At 68.9% G+C, this 15,347-nt stretch carries 12 protein-coding genes; 4 read left to right on the forward strand and 8 right to left on the reverse strand.

The annotated features are described in order from the left end of the window. The 5 genes from dxs to dut form a co-directional block, all read right to left on the reverse strand. Window positions 1-1,941 (reverse strand): 1-deoxy-D-xylulose-5-phosphate synthase, encoded by a 1,941-nt coding sequence (dxs, locus tag AB663_RS12695; RefSeq protein WP_067199695.1) that lies wholly within the window; start codon window positions 1,939-1,941, stop codon window positions 1-3. Between the two features lie 214 nt (window positions 1,942-2,155). Continuing rightward, the gene (gene acnA / locus AB663_RS12700; protein ID WP_067199698.1) at window positions 2,156-4,990 is read right to left on the reverse strand and encodes an aconitate hydratase AcnA; all 2,835 of its coding nucleotides are present in this window, start codon (window positions 4,988-4,990) and stop codon (window positions 2,156-2,158) included. A 153-nt stretch (window positions 4,991-5,143) separates the two neighbouring features. Then, window positions 5,144-5,902, reverse strand: coding sequence for a DUF3159 domain-containing protein (locus AB663_RS12705; RefSeq protein ID WP_198147979.1), 759 nt, complete (start codon window positions 5,900-5,902; stop codon window positions 5,144-5,146). A 2-nt stretch (window positions 5,903-5,904) separates the two neighbouring features. Beyond that, window positions 5,905-6,492 (reverse strand): DUF3710 domain-containing protein, encoded by a 588-nt coding sequence (locus AB663_RS12710; protein WP_067199707.1) that lies wholly within the window; start codon window positions 6,490-6,492, stop codon window positions 5,905-5,907. After that, window positions 6,485-6,955, reverse strand: a complete 471-nt coding sequence (gene dut, locus AB663_RS12715) for a dUTP diphosphatase (RefSeq protein WP_067199711.1) — start codon at window positions 6,953-6,955, stop codon at window positions 6,485-6,487. The genes AB663_RS12710 and dut overlap by 8 nt, the downstream gene beginning before the upstream one ends. 12 nt (window positions 6,956-6,967) lie before the next feature. Here dut and AB663_RS12720 point away from each other — a divergent pair, with 12 nt between their 5' ends. Beyond that, a complete protein-coding gene (locus tag AB663_RS12720; RefSeq protein ID WP_067199714.1) occupies window positions 6,968-7,432 on the forward strand; it encodes a DUF3093 domain-containing protein in 465 nt (154 codons plus the stop codon). A gap of 155 nt (window positions 7,433-7,587) precedes the next feature. Here AB663_RS12720 and AB663_RS12725 read toward each other — a convergent pair whose 3' ends face one another. Then, complete coding sequence (locus tag AB663_RS12725; protein ID WP_067202722.1) at window positions 7,588-7,881, reverse strand: DUF4193 domain-containing protein; 294 nt, start codon at window positions 7,879-7,881, stop codon at window positions 7,588-7,590. A gap of 198 nt (window positions 7,882-8,079) precedes the next feature. Here AB663_RS12725 and sepH point away from each other — a divergent pair, with 198 nt between their 5' ends. Beyond that, window positions 8,080-9,117 carry a septation protein SepH gene (gene sepH / locus AB663_RS12730; RefSeq protein WP_067199716.1) on the forward strand — a complete coding sequence of 346 codons (1,038 nt, stop codon included), beginning with the start codon at window positions 8,080-8,082 and terminating at the stop codon, window positions 9,115-9,117. Window positions 9,118-9,156: 39 nt separating this feature from the next. Here the strand turns inward: sepH and AB663_RS12735 are convergent, their stop codons facing one another. Further along, entirely contained in the window at window positions 9,157-10,278 is a 1,122-nt protein-coding gene (locus AB663_RS12735; protein ID WP_067199720.1) for an alkaline phosphatase family protein, read from the reverse strand. Window positions 10,279-10,322: 44 nt separating this feature from the next. Between AB663_RS12735 and AB663_RS12740 the strand changes: the two genes are divergently transcribed. Next, a complete protein-coding gene (locus AB663_RS12740; RefSeq protein WP_067199724.1) occupies window positions 10,323-12,764 on the forward strand; it encodes a DNA gyrase/topoisomerase IV subunit A in 2,442 nt (813 codons plus the stop codon). 102 nt (window positions 12,765-12,866) lie between these two features. Here AB663_RS12740 and AB663_RS12745 read toward each other — a convergent pair whose 3' ends face one another. Then, a complete protein-coding gene (locus tag AB663_RS12745; RefSeq protein WP_083511241.1) occupies window positions 12,867-14,948 on the reverse strand; it encodes a DNA gyrase/topoisomerase IV subunit B in 2,082 nt (693 codons plus the stop codon). Between the two features lie 182 nt (window positions 14,949-15,130). Here AB663_RS12745 and AB663_RS12750 point away from each other — a divergent pair, with 182 nt between their 5' ends. Continuing rightward, the gene (locus AB663_RS12750) at window positions 15,131-15,346 is read left to right on the forward strand and encodes a DUF7455 domain-containing protein (protein ID WP_067199727.1); all 216 of its coding nucleotides are present in this window, start codon (window positions 15,131-15,133) and stop codon (window positions 15,344-15,346) included. Window position 15,347: the final 1 nt, after the last annotated feature.

Below are 15,347 nucleotides of genomic sequence, written 5' to 3' on the forward strand. Positions count from 1 at the left end.
TCAGCGTCGCTGGTGCAGAGGGAGGTCGATGGCACCCGTCTCGCCTGCGTTCCTGGCCACCGGGATGCGCGTGCCGAGCACCTGCGCCACGACGTCCTGAGCGATCTTCGACGCCGTGAGGCCGGCATCCGCCAGCACCTGCTCCCGCGAGGCGTGATCGATGAACTCGTCGGGGAGCCCCAGTTCGTCGACAGCGGTGTCGATGCCGGCCTCCCGCAGCACCTGCCGCACCCTCGTGCCGATGCCTCCGACACGGATGCCGTCCTCGAGGGTGATGACGAGGCGGTGCCGTGCCGCCAGTTCGACGACGGAGGGCTGCACGGGAATCGCCCAGCGCGGGTCGATCACCGTCGCCCCGATGCCTTGGGCGCGCAGGCGGCCGGCGACGTCCATCGCGAGGGCGGCGAACGGGCCGATGCCGACGAGGAGCACGTCTTCGGCGTCTGCCCGCGCGAGCACATCCACTCCGTCTTCGAGGCGTTCGATCGCCGGGAGTTCGGGAGCCACTTCGCCCTTCGGGAATCGGATGACCGTCGGTGCGTCGTCGACCTCGACGGCCTCGTCGAGCGCCTCCTTCAGCCGTATGCCGTCGCGCGGCGCGGCGATGCGGATGTGCGGCACGATCTGCAGCATCGCAAGGTCCCACATGCCGTGGTGGCTCGGTCCGTCGGGACCGGTGACTCCCGCCCGATCGAGCACGAAGGTGACGCCTGCGCGGTGCAGAGCGACGTCCATGAGCACCTGGTCGAAGGCGCGCCCCATGAACGTCGCGTACACGGCGACGACGGGATGCAGCCCGCCGAAGGCGAGACCGGCGGCCGAGGCCACGGCGTGCTGCTCCGCGATGCCGACGTCGTAGACACGGTCGGGGAAACGCTCGGCGAAGGGCGCGAGGCCGGTGGGCCTGAGCATCGCCGCCGTCATCGCGATCACATCGGAGCGCCGCTGACCGACCTCAACGAGCGCGTCGGAGAAGACATCCGTCCACCCCTGCCCCCCCGAGGACAGCGTCTCCCCCGTCGTGGGATCGATCTTGCCCACGGCGTGGAACTGATCGGCTTCGTCGTCGCGCGCGGGCTGGAATCCCCGGCCCTTCTCGGTGATCGCGTGCACGATCACTGGTGCACCGTAGGACTTCGCGAGCTGCAGCGTCTCGATGAGCGCGGGGAGGTCGTGACCGTCGACGGGGCCGAGGTACTTGATGTCGAGGTTCGAGTAGAGAGCGTCGTTGTTGGTGAAGCGAGACAGGAAGCCGTGCGTTCCGCCGCGCACTCCGCGGAACAGCGCCCGCCCGACCGGTCCGAACGCGCGGAACAGCCGGTCGGACTTGCGGTGCAGATCCTTGTATGCGGCCGCGGTGCGGACGCGGTTCAGGTAGCGGGACATCCCGCCGATCGTCGGCGCGTAGGAGCGCCCGTTGTCGTTCACCACGATCACGAGATTGCGATCGTTGTCGTCGGAGATGTTGTTGAGAGCCTCCCACGTCATGCCGCCGGTCAGCGCGCCGTCTCCCACGACAGCCACCACGTGGCGATCCGCCCTTCCTGTGGCGGTCAGCGCGCGCGAGACGCCGTCGGCCCAGCTGAGCGAGCTCGACGCGTGGGAGGACTCGACGACGTCGTGCGGGCTCTCGCTGCGCTGCGGGTAGCCTGCGAGTCCGCCGCGCGCCCGCAGCGCCGAGAAGTCCTGACGCCCCGTGAGCAGCTTGTGCACGTACGACTGATGTCCGGTGTCGAAGATGATCGGGTCATCAGGAGACGAGAACACCCGGTGCAGCGCGATGGTGAGCTCCACCACGCCGAGGTTGGGTCCGAGATGCCCGCCGGTGCGCGACACGTTCTCGATCAGGAACTGCCGCACCTCTGCGGCCAGCTCGACCAGTTGCTCTTCGGACAGTCCGTCCAGATCGCGGGGTCCTGAGATGCTCGGAAGAACGGGCATCTGCACCTCCTCACAGGCACCGTCGACGACATCCGTTTCCGGTCGGACGTCCTGTCGATCCTATCGCGCGTGCCGGGGAATCCTCCGTGAGGCTCCGAGGCTTGACAGTGATGGCGGAGCCATCCTTTGAAGCCCGCACGCGCGAGCATGAAGCCTGCGCACGAGAGCGCCCCACCTGGCCGGAGCCGGATGGGGCGCTCGCGTGGGGGGCTGGTCAGACCAGCGACCGCAGCACGTACTGCAGGATGCCGCCGTTGCGGTAGTAGTCGGCCTCACCAGGGGTGTCGATGCGGACGATCGCGTCGAACTCGACGACCTGCTTGCCCTCGGGCGAGTGCTCGCTCGGCGTCGCCGTCACGTGCACGGTCTTCGGGGTGACACCGTTGTTGAGCTCCTCCAGGCCGGAGATCGAGACGATCTCGGTGCCGTCGAGGCCCAGCGACTCCCAGCTCTCACCCGCAGGGAACTGCAGCGGCACGACGCCCATGCCGATGAGGTTCGAGCGGTGGATGCGCTCGAAGCTCTCGGTGATGACCGCCTTGACGCCGAGCAGGTTGGTGCCCTTGGCCGCCCAGTCGCGCGACGAGCCCGAACCGTACTCCTTGCCGCCGAAGATCACGAGCGGGGTGCCCTGTGCCTGATAGTTCATCGCTGCGTCGTAGATGTACGACTGCGGACCCTCGGGCTTGGTGAAGTCGCGCGTGAAGCCGCCCTCGATCTGCTGACCGTCGTTGACGGCCTTGACCAGAGCGTTCTTCAGACGGATGTTGGCGAAGGTTCCACGGATCATCACCTCGTGGTTGCCGCGGCGCGAGCCGTAGGAGTTGAAGTCCTTCTGCGCGACGCCGTGCTCGGTGAGGTACTGCGCGGCGGGCGTCCCCGCCTTGATGTTGCCGGCGGGCGAGATGTGGTCGGTCGTGACCGAGTCACCAAGCGTCGCGAGCACGCGCGCGCCGGTGATGTCGGTGACGGGCGCCGGGGTCAGCTCCATGCCGTCGAAGTACGGAGCCTTGCGCACGTAGGTCGAGTTCTCGTCCCACTCGAACACGGGTCCGGTCGGGGTCGGGAGGTTGCGCCAGCGGTCGTCGCCGTCGAAGACGGTCGAGTACTGCTTGATGAACTGGTCGCGGGAGATCGACGAATCGATGATCTCCTGCACCTCCTCGGGAGCAGGCCAGATGTCCTTGAGGAACACGTCGTTCCCCTCGGCATCCGTGCCCAGCGCGTCGGTCTCGAAGTCGAAGTGCATCGAGCCGGCGAGGGCGTACGCGACGACCAGCGGCGGGCTCGCGAGGTAGTTCATCTTCACATCGGGGCTGATACGACCCTCGAAGTTGCGGTTGCCCGAGAGCACAGCGGTGACCGCCAGGTCGTTCTCGTTGATCGCGGCGGAGACCTCTTCGATCAACGGTCCCGAGTTGCCGATGCAGATCGTGCAGCCGTAGCCGACGGTGTAGAAGCCGAGCGCCTCGAGGTCCTTGTCGAGTCCGGACTTCTCGTAGTAGTCGGTGACGACCTTCGAGCCGGGGCCGAGCGTGGTCTTGACCCACGGCTTCTGCTTCAGGCCCTTCTCGCGCGCCTTGCGCGCCAGCAGACCCGCCGCGATCATGACCGACGGGTTCGACGTGTTGGTGCACGAGGTGATCGCAGCGAGGGTGACCGCGCCGTTGTCGAGGATGTACTTGTCCCCCGACGGCGTGGTGACCGGCACCGGCTTCGACGCGTTCGCCGGAGCGCCGCTGTTGATGTGCACGGGGCGCGTCGTCGGCTCCTCCTCACCGGGAACCTGGCCGGGGTCGGAGGCCGGGAAGGAGTGCTTCGACTCGAGGTCGACGATGTCCTCGCTCGTCGACGGCGTCGCGTAGTTCAAGATGTCCTGCTCGAACTGCGCCTTGGCCTCGGAGAGGAGGATGCGGTCCTGCGGACGCTTCGGGCCGGCGATCGACGGAACGACGGTGCCGAGGTCGAGCTCGAGGTACTCGCTGTACTGAGGCTCGTTGGCCGGGTCGTGCCACAGCGACTGCTCCTTGGCGTACGCCTCGACCAGCGCGACGGCCTCCTCGCTGCGACCGGTGAGACGCAGGTAGTCGAGCGTGACGTCGTCGATCGGGAAGATCGCGGCGGTCGAGCCGAACTCGGGGGACATGTTGCCGATGGTGGCGCGGTTGGCGAGCGGCACCGATGCGACGCCCGCACCGTAGAACTCGACGAACTTGCCGACGACGCCGTGCTTGCGCAGCATGTCGGTGATCGTGAGCACCACGTCGGTCGCGGTCACGCCCGCGGGGATCTCACCCGTGAGCTTGAACCCGACGACCCGCGGGATGAGCATCGACACCGGCTGTCCGAGCATCGCCGCCTCGGCCTCGATGCCGCCGACGCCCCAACCCAGCACGCCGAGGCCGTTGACCATGGTGGTGTGCGAGTCGGTGCCGACGCACGTGTCGGGGTAGGCGCGGAGCACGCCGTCGACCGTGCGGTCGTAGATGACCTTGGCCAGGTGCTCGATGTTGACCTGGTGCACGATGCCGGTGCCGGGGGGCACGACCTTGAAGTCCTGGAACGCGGTCTGGCCCCAGCGCAGGAACTGGTAGCGCTCGCCGTTGCGCTCGTACTCGATCTCGACGTTGCGCTCGAGCGCATCCTCGCGCCCGAACAGGTCGGCGATCACCGAGTGGTCGATGACCATCTCGGCCGGCGAGAGCGGATTGATCTTGTTGGCGTCGCCGCCGAGCGCCGTGACGGCCTCGCGCATCGTGGCGAGGTCGACGATGCAGGGCACACCGGTGAAGTCCTGCATGACCACGCGCGCAGGCGTGAACTGGATCTCCGTGTTCGGCTCAGCCGACGCATCCCACGACCCGAGCGCCTCGATCTGCGCCTTCGTGACGTTGGCTCCGTCCTCGGTGCGGAGAAGGTTCTCGAGGAGAACCTTGAGGCTGAAGGGGAGCTTGTCGAAACCGGGCACCGTGTCGATGCGGAAGATCTCGTAGTCGGTGCTGCCGACCGTCAGGGTGCTCTTGGCACCGAAGCTGTTCACCGTGGACACGAATCCGTCTCCTTCTATTCGGATGGGAGCGACAGGCGCCTCCATCTTGCTCGCCTCCGACGCCGCACGGCTAGCAAGGCGCACCTAACCAGTCTGCCCCGCGGTCGCCGCAGACGAAAGCCCGCGATTTATCTTGATGTCGAGATAAATCTATCACGCCGCGGGAGCTGCGGGAGCATCCGACGCGCGGGGGTAGAGCGCACGCACGACGAGCCAGGTGACTGCGACCAGCGGTGCGAACAGCGGCAGGCCCATGATGAGCTTCAGCGTCCCGAGCGCGGTCACGTCGCCGGCGAGATACAGCGGCAGCTGCACCGCGAGACGCGCGAAGAACAACGCGGCCCACGCGATGCCCAGCCAGAAGAACGCCCTGCGTTTGCGGCGATCCCGCCGCCACATCGTGCCCTCCCCCATGAGGAAGCCGATGGCCAGGCCGATGAGCGACCAGCCGATGAGGGCCGACACGAGGAGAACGGTTCCGTAGGCGGCGTTCGTGATGAGCCCGGGCACGAAGTTGTCCTGCCCGCGCCCGGTCCACAGTGCGAGCGCGGCGGCAGCCGCCGCGGCGACGAGGCCGCCGATCGCGGCCGACGGCGGCGACTTCTGAATGAGACGGATGACCGTGAACACGGCCGCAGCCCCCACGGACACTCCGAGCGCCAGGATCAACGGCTCAGGCTGGATCGTGAAGAGCACGACGAACGCGAGGCTGGGAATGACGGATTCGAGGACGCCGCGCCACCCGCCCATGGCCGACCACACGACCCGCTGCGTCGACGCGCCGTCCGCCGGGTCGAGACCAGCGCGACGCGCTGCTCCCCCGAGGGCGGCGCCGAGCACCTCCGACGCCCTCGGCTCACGGATGTCGTCCTCCGCGGCCTCCGGCGCTTTCTCGTCGCCCGGACCCGGCACGGTCACGCCGAGCCCGGGGTCGCAGGCATCTTCAGCGGGATGAGGTCGCGCGGTGGCATCGGAGCTCCGCCCCGGACGACCACGATGGAGCGGAAGAGATCCTCGACCTTGGCTGCGGCGTCGAGATCCGACGTCGCGGCCCCGCTGATCACACCGCGGAGGAACCAGCGTGGGCCGTCGACGCCGACGAATCGCGCCAGTCGCAGCTCGGATCCCTCGCTCGCCGGTGCGGGCACCTCCGCGAGGAGCTCCTTGCCCAGCGACCCCTCCCGCTCCTCGACTCGACCGCCCTGGGCGCGGATCTGGTCGCGCAGCTGCACGCGCGTCTCATCCCAGAGCCCGCCGGAGCGCGGAGCCGCGAACGGCTGCACCTGCAGAGAAGAGTCGGCGTAGTCGAGGCCGACGGCGACGATGCGCTTGGACTGCTCCTCCACCTCGAGGCGCAGGTTCAGCCCTTCGCGCGGAAGGATCTTAATGCCGCCGAGATCGATGTAGGGGCGGACGGGATTGGCCTCGGAGTCGTCGAGGGGACCCTCAGTCGCGCGGTTCGCGGGTGCGGACTTCGCTGGTGTCGCGTTGTTGTCAGTCATTGGTCTTCCCTGCCTGGTATCCGGTCGATCCGAATCCGCCGTCACCGCGGACGCTCTCCGGCAGCTCCTCCACGGGGAGGAACCGGGCACGCGTGACGGGCATGATGATGAGCTGCGCGATGCGGTCGCCGACCGCCACATCGTACGCGCTGCGGAGGTCCGTGTTGAGCAGGCTCACCTTGATCTCACCGCGGTATCCGGCGTCGACGGTCCCCGGCGAGTTCACGATGGTGATGCCGTGCTTCACCGCCAGGCCGCTGCGCGGCACGACGAAGGCCGCATAACCCTCGGGGAGCGCGATGCGCACACCCGTCGGCACGAGGGCGCGCTCGCCCGGCTCGAGGCGTACCGCTTCGGCGGCGACGAGGTCGGCGCCCGCGTCACCCGGGTGCGCGTATGCCGGCAGGGCGACATGACCGTCGAGGACAGGGGCGATAATGGGGACATCGACGCAATCACTCACCCCACGAGGCTAATGCAGAACACCGCCGCAGACACACGCCCGCTGTATCGGGAACGGCTTTCGCCGAGCCTGTGGCTTCTGGTGACGGTGGCGCTCGCGGGACCGATGGTCGCGCTCGTCTTCGTGCCGGTCGGTTCGACGATCGCGCTGCTCATCGGCGGTGCGGTGTCGGCGCTGCTGGTCGCGTGCGCGATCGTGGCGACGCCCGTGGTGAGCGTGGAGGGCGGAGAGCTGCGCGCGGGTCGGGCGCACATCGACGTGCGTCACCTGGGCGAGCCGTTGCCGCTCGTCGGTGAGAGCGCCCGTGAGGCACGGGGTCCCGGTCTGCCTGCCCGCGGGTGGCACCTGATCCGCGGCGGCATCGACGGAGTCGTCGTGGTACCGGACATCGATCCCGACGACCCGGTCACCCACTGGACCATCTCCAGCCGCACGCCGGACCGGTTGGCGGCCGCGATCACCGCAGCCAGGATCTGAGCACGTCCGCCCCCGCGAACTTCGGGCGACGGGCACACCGCAGACGAGCAGCGCCGAGACGACGGAGCAGGGCCGAGACGACGGAGCAGAGCCGAGACGACGACGCGCCCCCGAGCCGTCGGGCCGGGGGCGCGTGAAGTGCGATGGGGATGCGCTCAGGCAGCGCACTCCTTGCAGATGGGGCCGGACGCGTCCTCGTGGTCCAGCTGCGAGCGGTGCTTCACGAGGAAGCAGCTCATGCAGGTGAACTCGTCCTGCTGCGCCGGCAGCACGACGACGTCGAGCTCGAGGTCGGAGAGGTCGGCCCCCGGCAGATCGAAGCTGGACGGGTTGTCCGCGTCCTCGTCGCCCGTCGCGCCGGACAGCTTGTCCGGCACACGCTCCTTCAGGGCTTCGATCGACTCGGAGTCGTCTTCGCTCTTTCGGGGAGCGTCGTAATCGGTGGCCATGCGGTAGATCTCCACTTTCATGGTGCGAGTGGGTGGTGCGCCGTCGGGTAATCGGCGGCCATAGTTTGCACGACCGCGAGCGAATACGCAAATGCCCGCGGGCGCACCCGAGCAAACTCACGGCACGCCCAGGGTATTCCCGAATCGAGGCCGCCGTGCGTGACACCATGAGGACACACCCATCAGAGGGGCATTCGCATGGAAAACGTCACCATCGTCGGCACAGAAGCAGGAGTGCTCGTCCTCGCCACCGAGTCGGGCGAGCGGTTCGCGCTGCCCATCGACGACGTGCTGCACCGTGAGATCCGCCGCGCGACACGGCAGAGCGAGCCCGCCGCGCAGAAGCTGGCCGCCAGCCCTCGCGACATCCAGGCGCAGATCCGGGCGGGACTCACCGCCCCGGAGGTCGCCGAGCTGCTGGGCATCACGGTCGAGGACGTCACGCGGTTCGAGGGGCCCGTGCTCGCTGAGCGCGAGCACATCATCGGCCAGGCCCTGGCCGTTCCGGTGCTCATCGGAAGCGAGGTCGAGCCCGATGCCCAGCCCACGTTCGGCACGGCGATCCGCGCCAAGCTCGCCGAGGTCCACGCGACGGGCGAGCGGTGGGCGAGCTGGAAAGAGGAGTCCGGCTGGGTCGTGAAGCTCGAGTTCACAGCGAACGAGGTGGAGCACGACGCACGGTGGAGCTTCGATCCGCGCCGCAGCGCCCTCGCTCCGCTGAACGCCGATGCCACGCAGCTCTCCCGCCAGGGATCGCTCCCTGAGGGTCTGATCCCGCGCCTGCGCGCCGTCGACACCGAGCGGCCGTCGCCGTACAAGGACGACAGCAGGTTCGATTCCGGTGCGTTCGGTCCTCGTCTGCTTCCCGCCCCGGATGTCGAGGCGGAGGAGCCGGCCGTGCCGGAGCGGTCGGCCCCAGCCGTGCAGGACGCCGCGATCAAGCGCGCGCCGGAGTCTCAGACGACGAGCCCGGAGACAGCCGACCTGCTCGAGGCGCTGCGGCGCAGACGCGGCCAACGAGAGACCGCGCCGCTCATGCCGGGAGACGACGAGCCGGCACACGCGAACCCGATCGCGATCTTCGACGCCTTCGAGAGCGCTCCCGAAGCAGAAGAGCCGGAGCCGGAGCCCTCCCCCGACCCGGGGCCCACCGCGGAGAACAGCGGACGCAAGCGGCGCCGCAACGCGATGCCGTCGTGGGACGAGATCGTCTTCGGCGCCCGCACGGACGACTGAGCCGACGGAGATCAGGACCGCGACCCGACGCGCGGGAGCTCAGCGGCTGAACGCGCCGAGCCGCACCATCGGCACCTGACGCTCTTCCGGTGTGAGCCCGCCGTGCTGACCGATCATGCCGCGACTGCGCTGGTCGGCAGCCGTGCCGTCGTACACCGCGCCGATCCCCCGCGGCACGAGCAGCAGGTCGCCGATGCGCGACGCCGCGGCATCGGTCACCACGGAGCCGAACAGCCCGGATGCGACGGCTTCATCCCGTGTGGCGACGTCTGCGACGCCGTCCAGGTCGCGACGCCACCGCTCGGCGACGGCATCCGCCACCACCCCCTGCTCGACGTAGGCGTGGATCATGCGCGGTTCCCCGCCCAGGTGACGGACGCCGCGGAGATCACGCGCCTCCAGCACGATCTGCCGGTGAGCGGGCACATCGACCATCCCGTGGTCCGCGGTGACGAGCACGCCCACCCCCGGCGGCACGCGCTGAGCGAGCGCCGCATCCACGTCCTCCAGCGCCGCGACCCACTGAGGAGAGGCGATCCCGTGCTTGTGACCGGCCTTGTCGACCTCGGGGACGTAGCAGTACACGAAGGCACCGGGATGCCGCTCGGCGAGGTCGTACGCCGCGGCGACACGGTCGGCCGGCGTCCTGGCGGCGATGAACTCCGCACCCCGCAGCGTGGCCCTGCTGAAGCCGCTGTGCGCATAGGCCGCCACGCCCACGGCGAACACCGGCCGCCCCTGCGCGCGTTCCCGCTCGAACACCGTCGGGAGGGGCTGCCATCGCTCCGGGTCGATCCCGTCGCTCTCCCATCCCGAGAGCTGGTTGACGAGCACGTCACGTTCACGGTCGAGGACCCTGTACCCGACGAGGCCGTGCTCACCCGGCTGGACGCCTGTGAGGATGCTCGTCAGTGCGGACGCCGTCGTGGACGGGAACACCGAGTACGCGACGTCCTTCTTCGTCAAGACCGAGGTGAGGGCTCGCGCGTGGCCCGCGTGGGCGCGAAGGCTGATGGCGCCGAGCCCGTCGACGAGCAGGAGGACGACAGACTCGGCGCGCGGCAGCTGTGCGGACTCGCCGCGCAGCGCGGCGATGAGGTCGTCCGCCACCCCGACGACGCTCCGGGCTGTCGGCGACTCGGACGGTAGCATGAGGGACATCCGAGCCAGTCTGACACAGGCTCCCGTCTGCCCTCAGGAACTCCATGCCGAAGACCCCTCCTCCCGAGCTCGCCCCTGAACGCATCCAGGACATCGATCTCGAAAGCGAGATGCAGGGCTCGTTCCTCGAGTACGCCTACTCCGTCATCTACTCCCGCGCGCTGCCCGATGCACGCGACGGCCTCAAGCCCGTTCAGCGTCGCATCCTCTTCCAGATGGCGGAGATGGGTCTGCGTCCAGACCGCGGGCACGTGAAGAGCGCCCGCGTCGTCGGGGAGGTCATGGGGAAGCTGCATCCCCACGGCGACTCGGCGATCTACGACGCGCTCGTGCGCCTCGCGCAGGACTTCGCACTGCGGGTGCCGCTCGTCGACGGCCATGGGAACTTCGGCTCTTTGGACGACGGTCCCGCGGCCGCCCGCTACACCGAGGCTCGCCTGGCCTCGCCCGCCATGGCGCTCACGGAGGATCTCGACGAGGACGTCGTCGACTTCGTCCCCAACTACGACGGTCAGTTCCAGCAGCCGGCGGTTCTGCCCGCCGCGTTCCCGAACCTCCTCGTCAACGGCGCGAGCGGCATCGCCGTGGGCATGGCGACCAACATGGCCCCGCACAACCTCATCGAGGTCGTCGCCGCCGCCACACACCTGCTCGAGCACCCCGACGCCACGACCGAGGAGCTGATGGAGTTCGTCCCAGGGCCGGACTTCCCGTCCGGCGGCATCCTCATGGGCCTCGACGGCGTGAAGGACGCGTACACCACGGGCCGCGGCGCATTGCGCGTGCGCGGCAAGGTGTCCATCGAGCCGCTCGGTCCGCGGCGCACGGGCATCATCGTCTCCGAGTTGCCGTACATGGTGGGCCCTGAGCGCCTCATCGAGAAGATCCGCGACGCCGTGCAGTCGAAGAAGCTGCAGGGCATCAGCGATGTCACCGACCTCACCGACCGCAACCACGGTCTGCGGGTGGCGATCGGGGGGAAGACCGGGTTCGAGCCGAACGCCGTGCTCGAACAGCTGTACCGCCTCACCCCGCTCGAGGACTCCTTCAGCATCAACAACGTGGCGCTGGTCGACGGCCAGCCACGCACGCTCGGTCTCAAGGACCTGCTCAGCGTCTACGTGTCTCATCGCCTCGAGGTCGTCACCCGCCGCAGCCGCTTCCGGCTGGCACGCCGCGAAGAGCGTCTGCATCTCGTCGAGGGCCTCCTCATCGCGATCCTGGACATCGATGAGGTCATCCAGGTCATCCGCTCCTCGGACGATTCGGAGCAGGCGCGGAGCCGACTGCGCGCCGTCTTCGACCTGAGCGAGGCGCAGGCCGAGTACATCCTCGAGCTGCGCCTGCGCCGGCTGACGAAGTTCTCGCGCATCGAGCTGGAGTCGGAGCGTGACGCGCTTCTCGCCGAGATCGCCTCGCTGCGCGAGCTGCTGAGCAATGACGCGCTGCTGCGAGCTGCGGTCGCCAAGGAGCTCGATGCCGTCGCCGATGCGTACGGAACGCCCCGGCGCACGCTGCTGATGAACGCGGCGCCGCCGAAGCCCCGAGCGTCGAAGGGTGCGGCGGATCTGCAGATCGCGGATGCGCCCACTGTGCTCGTCCTCTCGACGACGGGCCGCGCCGTGCGCGTCGACCTGGGCGAAGGTCAGGAGCTCGCGACGCCCGCACGCCGCAGCAAGCACGATGCCATCCTCACGACCGTGGCGACCACCGTACGGGCGGAGATCGGTGCGCTGACCAGCGCCGGCCGCGTCGTGCGCTTCTCCCCCGTCGATCTGCCGTCGGTGCCCGCGTCGTCCGTGCAGCTCGCGGCAGGCACGCCCCTCCGCGACTACCTCGGCATCACCGACCGAGCAGAGCGCATCCTCTCCTTCGTCCGGTTCGACAGCGACACCCCCGTCGCTCTGGGCACGGCGCAGGGCACCGTGAAGAGGATCGTGCCATCGGCGCTGCCGGTGCGCCCCGACCTCGAGGTCATCGGACTGAAGCCAGGTGACTCGGTCGTCGGCGCGGCCGAGGCGCCCAACGATGCAGAGCTCGTCTTCGTCACGACCGATGCGCAGCTCCTCCGCTTCTCGGCATCCGCCGTGCGTCCGCAGGGAGCCCCGGCCGGCGGCATGGCGGGCATCAAGCTGAGTCCACGCGCATCGGTGCTGTTCTTCGGCGCCGTGACAGCCCCCGAGGCCGCGGTCGTGACCACCGTCTCCGGCACCGACAGCGCTCTGCCCGGCACCGAACCCGGCCGCGCGAAGCTCTCGGACTTCGCCGAGTACCCTTCGAAGGGCCGCGCGACGGGCGGCGTGCGCGCGCACGCGTTCCTCAAGGGCGAAGACCGGCTCACCGTGGCCTGGGTGGGGCCGGCGCCCGCGCTCGCTGTGGACCCGACCGGCGCCGTGCGCAAGCTGCCGGAGACGCGTTCCCGCCGTGACGCGTCGGGTCAGCCCGTCGACGGCGTCATCGGCTCGATCGGCCGCGCGCTGTCCTAACCCTCAGACGCCGGATCCCGGGCTCAGGCGTCGATGCTGGAACTCAGGCGTCGACCCCGGACGCAGGTGTCTGGTCCCGGGCTCAGGCGTCTGGTCCCGGGCTCAGGCGTCGATGGACTCGCGCGACAGACGGTCAGAGGAGTCGATGATGAACTCGCGGCGCGGCGCGACCTCGTTGCCCATGAGCAGCTCGAAGACGCGACCGGCGGCCTCGGCGTCCTCCATGCGGACCCGCCGAAGCAGACGACCGCCGCGGTCCATGGTCGTGGTGGCCAGCTGCTCCGCATCCATCTCGCCCAGACCCTTGTAGCGCTGGATCGGCTCCTGCCCGCGCTTGCCCGCCTTGCGCAGCTTGGCGAGCAGCGCGTGCATCTCCTGCTCGCTGTACGTGTAGATCGTCTCGTTCGGCTTCGAACCGGGGTTGATGACGATGATCCGGTGCAGCGGCGGGACAGCGGCGAACACCCGGCCGTGCTCGATGAGCGGACGCATGTAACGGAAGAAGAGCGTCAGGAGAAGGGTGCGGATGTGGGCGCCGTCGACGTCCGCGTCGCTCATGAGGATGATCTTGCCGTACCGAGCGGCGTCGATGTCGAACGTGCGTCCGGAGCCGGCGCCGATCACCTGGATGATCGAGGCGCACTCCGCGTTCGACAGCATGTCGCCGATCGACGCCTTCTGCACGTTCAGGATCTTCCCGCGGATCGGCAGCAGAGCCTGGAACTCGCTGTTCCGGGCGTTCTTCGCGGTGCCGAGCGCGGAGTCGCCCTCGACGATGAACAGCTCGCTGCGCTCCACGTCGTTCGTGCGGCAGTCGACGAGTTTCGTCGGAAGGGTCGACGACTCCAGGGCGTTCTTGCGCCGCTGTGTCTCCTTGTGCGCGCGGGCCGATACCCGCGCCTTCATCTCGGCGACGATCTTGTCGAGCAGCTGGGTGGCCTGACTCTTGTCGTCGCGCTTGGTCGACGAGAACCGTGCGGCGAGATCCTTGCGCAGCACCTGGGCGACGATCTGACGAACGGCGGGGGGGCCGAGGACCTCCTTGGTCTGCCCTTCGAACTGCGGCTCTGGCACGTTGACGGTGAGCACCGCCGTGAGGCCTGCGAGCACGTCGTCCTTCTCGAGCTTGTCGTTGCTGCCCACTTTGAGGCGACGCGCGTTCTGCTCCACCTGCGCGCGCAGCACCTTCAGCAGCTCCTGCTCGAAGCCCTGCTGATGCGTACCGCCCTTGGGTGTGGCGATGATGTTGACGAACGACCGGATGACCGTGTCGTACCCCGTGCCCCAGCGAAGTGCGAGGTCGACCTCGCACACCCGCTCGACTTCCGTGGCCACCATGTGCCCGTCTGGCTGGAGCACGGGGACCGTCTCTCGGAAGGTTCCCTGTCCCTGCACCCGCCACGTGTCGGTCACAGGCGGGTCGATGGCGAGGAAGTCCACGAACTCGGAGATGCCGCCCTCATAGCGGTATGAGGTCTCGTTGGGCTCGTCGCCGCGCTCGTCCCGGATGACGATCTCGAGCCCCGGGACGAGGAACGCGGTCTGCCTGGCGCGCGTCTCCAGTTCGCCGAGCTGGAAGGCCGCATCCTTGGTGAAGATCTGCCTGTCCGCCCAGTAGCGGATCCTGCTGCCCGTGACGCCGCGCGGCGCCTTGCCGATGACGCGGAGCTCGCTCTTCTCCTCGAACGGGGAGAAGGGAGCGTCCGGTCGCTTCTCCCCCGCGTCCGCGAAGATGCCGGGCTCGCCGCGGTGGAACGACATCGCGTAGGTCTTGCCGCCCCGGTCGACCTCCACGTCGAGACGCTCCGACAGGGCGTTCACGACGGAGGCGCCCACGCCGTGGAGCCCACCGGAGGCCGCATACGACCCGCCGCCGAACTTGCCACCCGCATGCAGCTTCGTGAAGACGACCTCCACGCCGGTCAGGCCGGTGCGGGGCTCGACGTCGACGGGGATGCCGCGACCACGGTCATGCACCTCGACGCTGCCGTCGGCGTGCAGGATCACATCGATCCTCGACCCGTTGCCCGCGACGGCCTCGTCGACGGCGTTGTCGATGATCTCCCAGAGGCAGTGCATGAGCCCAGGAGAGCCGTTCGAGCCGATGTACATCCCGGGTCGTTTGCGGACGGCTTCGAGCCCTTCGAGCACCTGGAGATGATGGGCGGAATACTCGGCGGTCACAATCCTCGATTCTATTCGCGGCGGTCGCAGCGACCCGGCAGACACTCCCCGGCGCAGAGCAAGCCGCATCGCCCGGCGTACGCGCTGAGCGAAACACGCCGCACATCGGGCATGCCCACAGCCGGGGCGTGGTTGTATTGAGCACGCCCTCACAGCGAACCCGACAACGAGGAGGCACAGAGATGAACGCAACGACCGAACGTGAGACCTCCGCGATCGAGTTCCGCCTGACCGCGATGGACCGGTGCGACTCGTGCGGCGCCCAGGCGTACATCGCCGCCACCGTCAACGGCTCCGAGCTGCTCTTCTGCGCCCACCACGGTCGCAAGTACGAGGAGAAGCTGCGCAGCGTGGCGACGAGCTGGCACGACGAGACCGCCCGTCTCATCGAGGCGTGAG

Origin of the sequence: Microbacterium sp. XT11 (genome assembly GCF_001513675.1) — a bacterium.
Lineage (GTDB): Bacteria > Actinomycetota > Actinomycetes > Actinomycetales > Microbacteriaceae > Microbacterium.

Coding starts and splice junctions, on each gene's coding strand:
- dxs (WP_067199695.1), bottom strand. CDS start 1,941: ATGCCCGTTCTTCCGAGCATCTCAGGACCCCGCGATCTGGACGGACTG.
- sepH (WP_067199716.1), top strand. CDS start 8,080: ATGGAAAACGTCACCATCGTCGGCACAGAAGCAGGAGTGCTCGTCCTC.
- AB663_RS12750 (WP_067199727.1), top strand. CDS start 15,131: ATGAACGCAACGACCGAACGTGAGACCTCCGCGATCGAGTTCCGCCTG.
- AB663_RS12735 (WP_067199720.1), bottom strand. CDS start 10,278: ATGTCCCTCATGCTACCGTCCGAGTCGCCGACAGCCCGGAGCGTCGTC.
- AB663_RS12725 (WP_067202722.1), bottom strand. CDS start 7,881: ATGGCCACCGATTACGACGCTCCCCGAAAGAGCGAAGACGACTCCGAG.
- AB663_RS12740 (WP_067199724.1), top strand. CDS start 10,323: ATGCCGAAGACCCCTCCTCCCGAGCTCGCCCCTGAACGCATCCAGGAC.
- AB663_RS12710 (WP_067199707.1), bottom strand. CDS start 6,492: ATGACTGACAACAACGCGACACCAGCGAAGTCCGCACCCGCGAACCGC.
- AB663_RS12720 (WP_067199714.1), top strand. CDS start 6,968: ATGCAGAACACCGCCGCAGACACACGCCCGCTGTATCGGGAACGGCTT.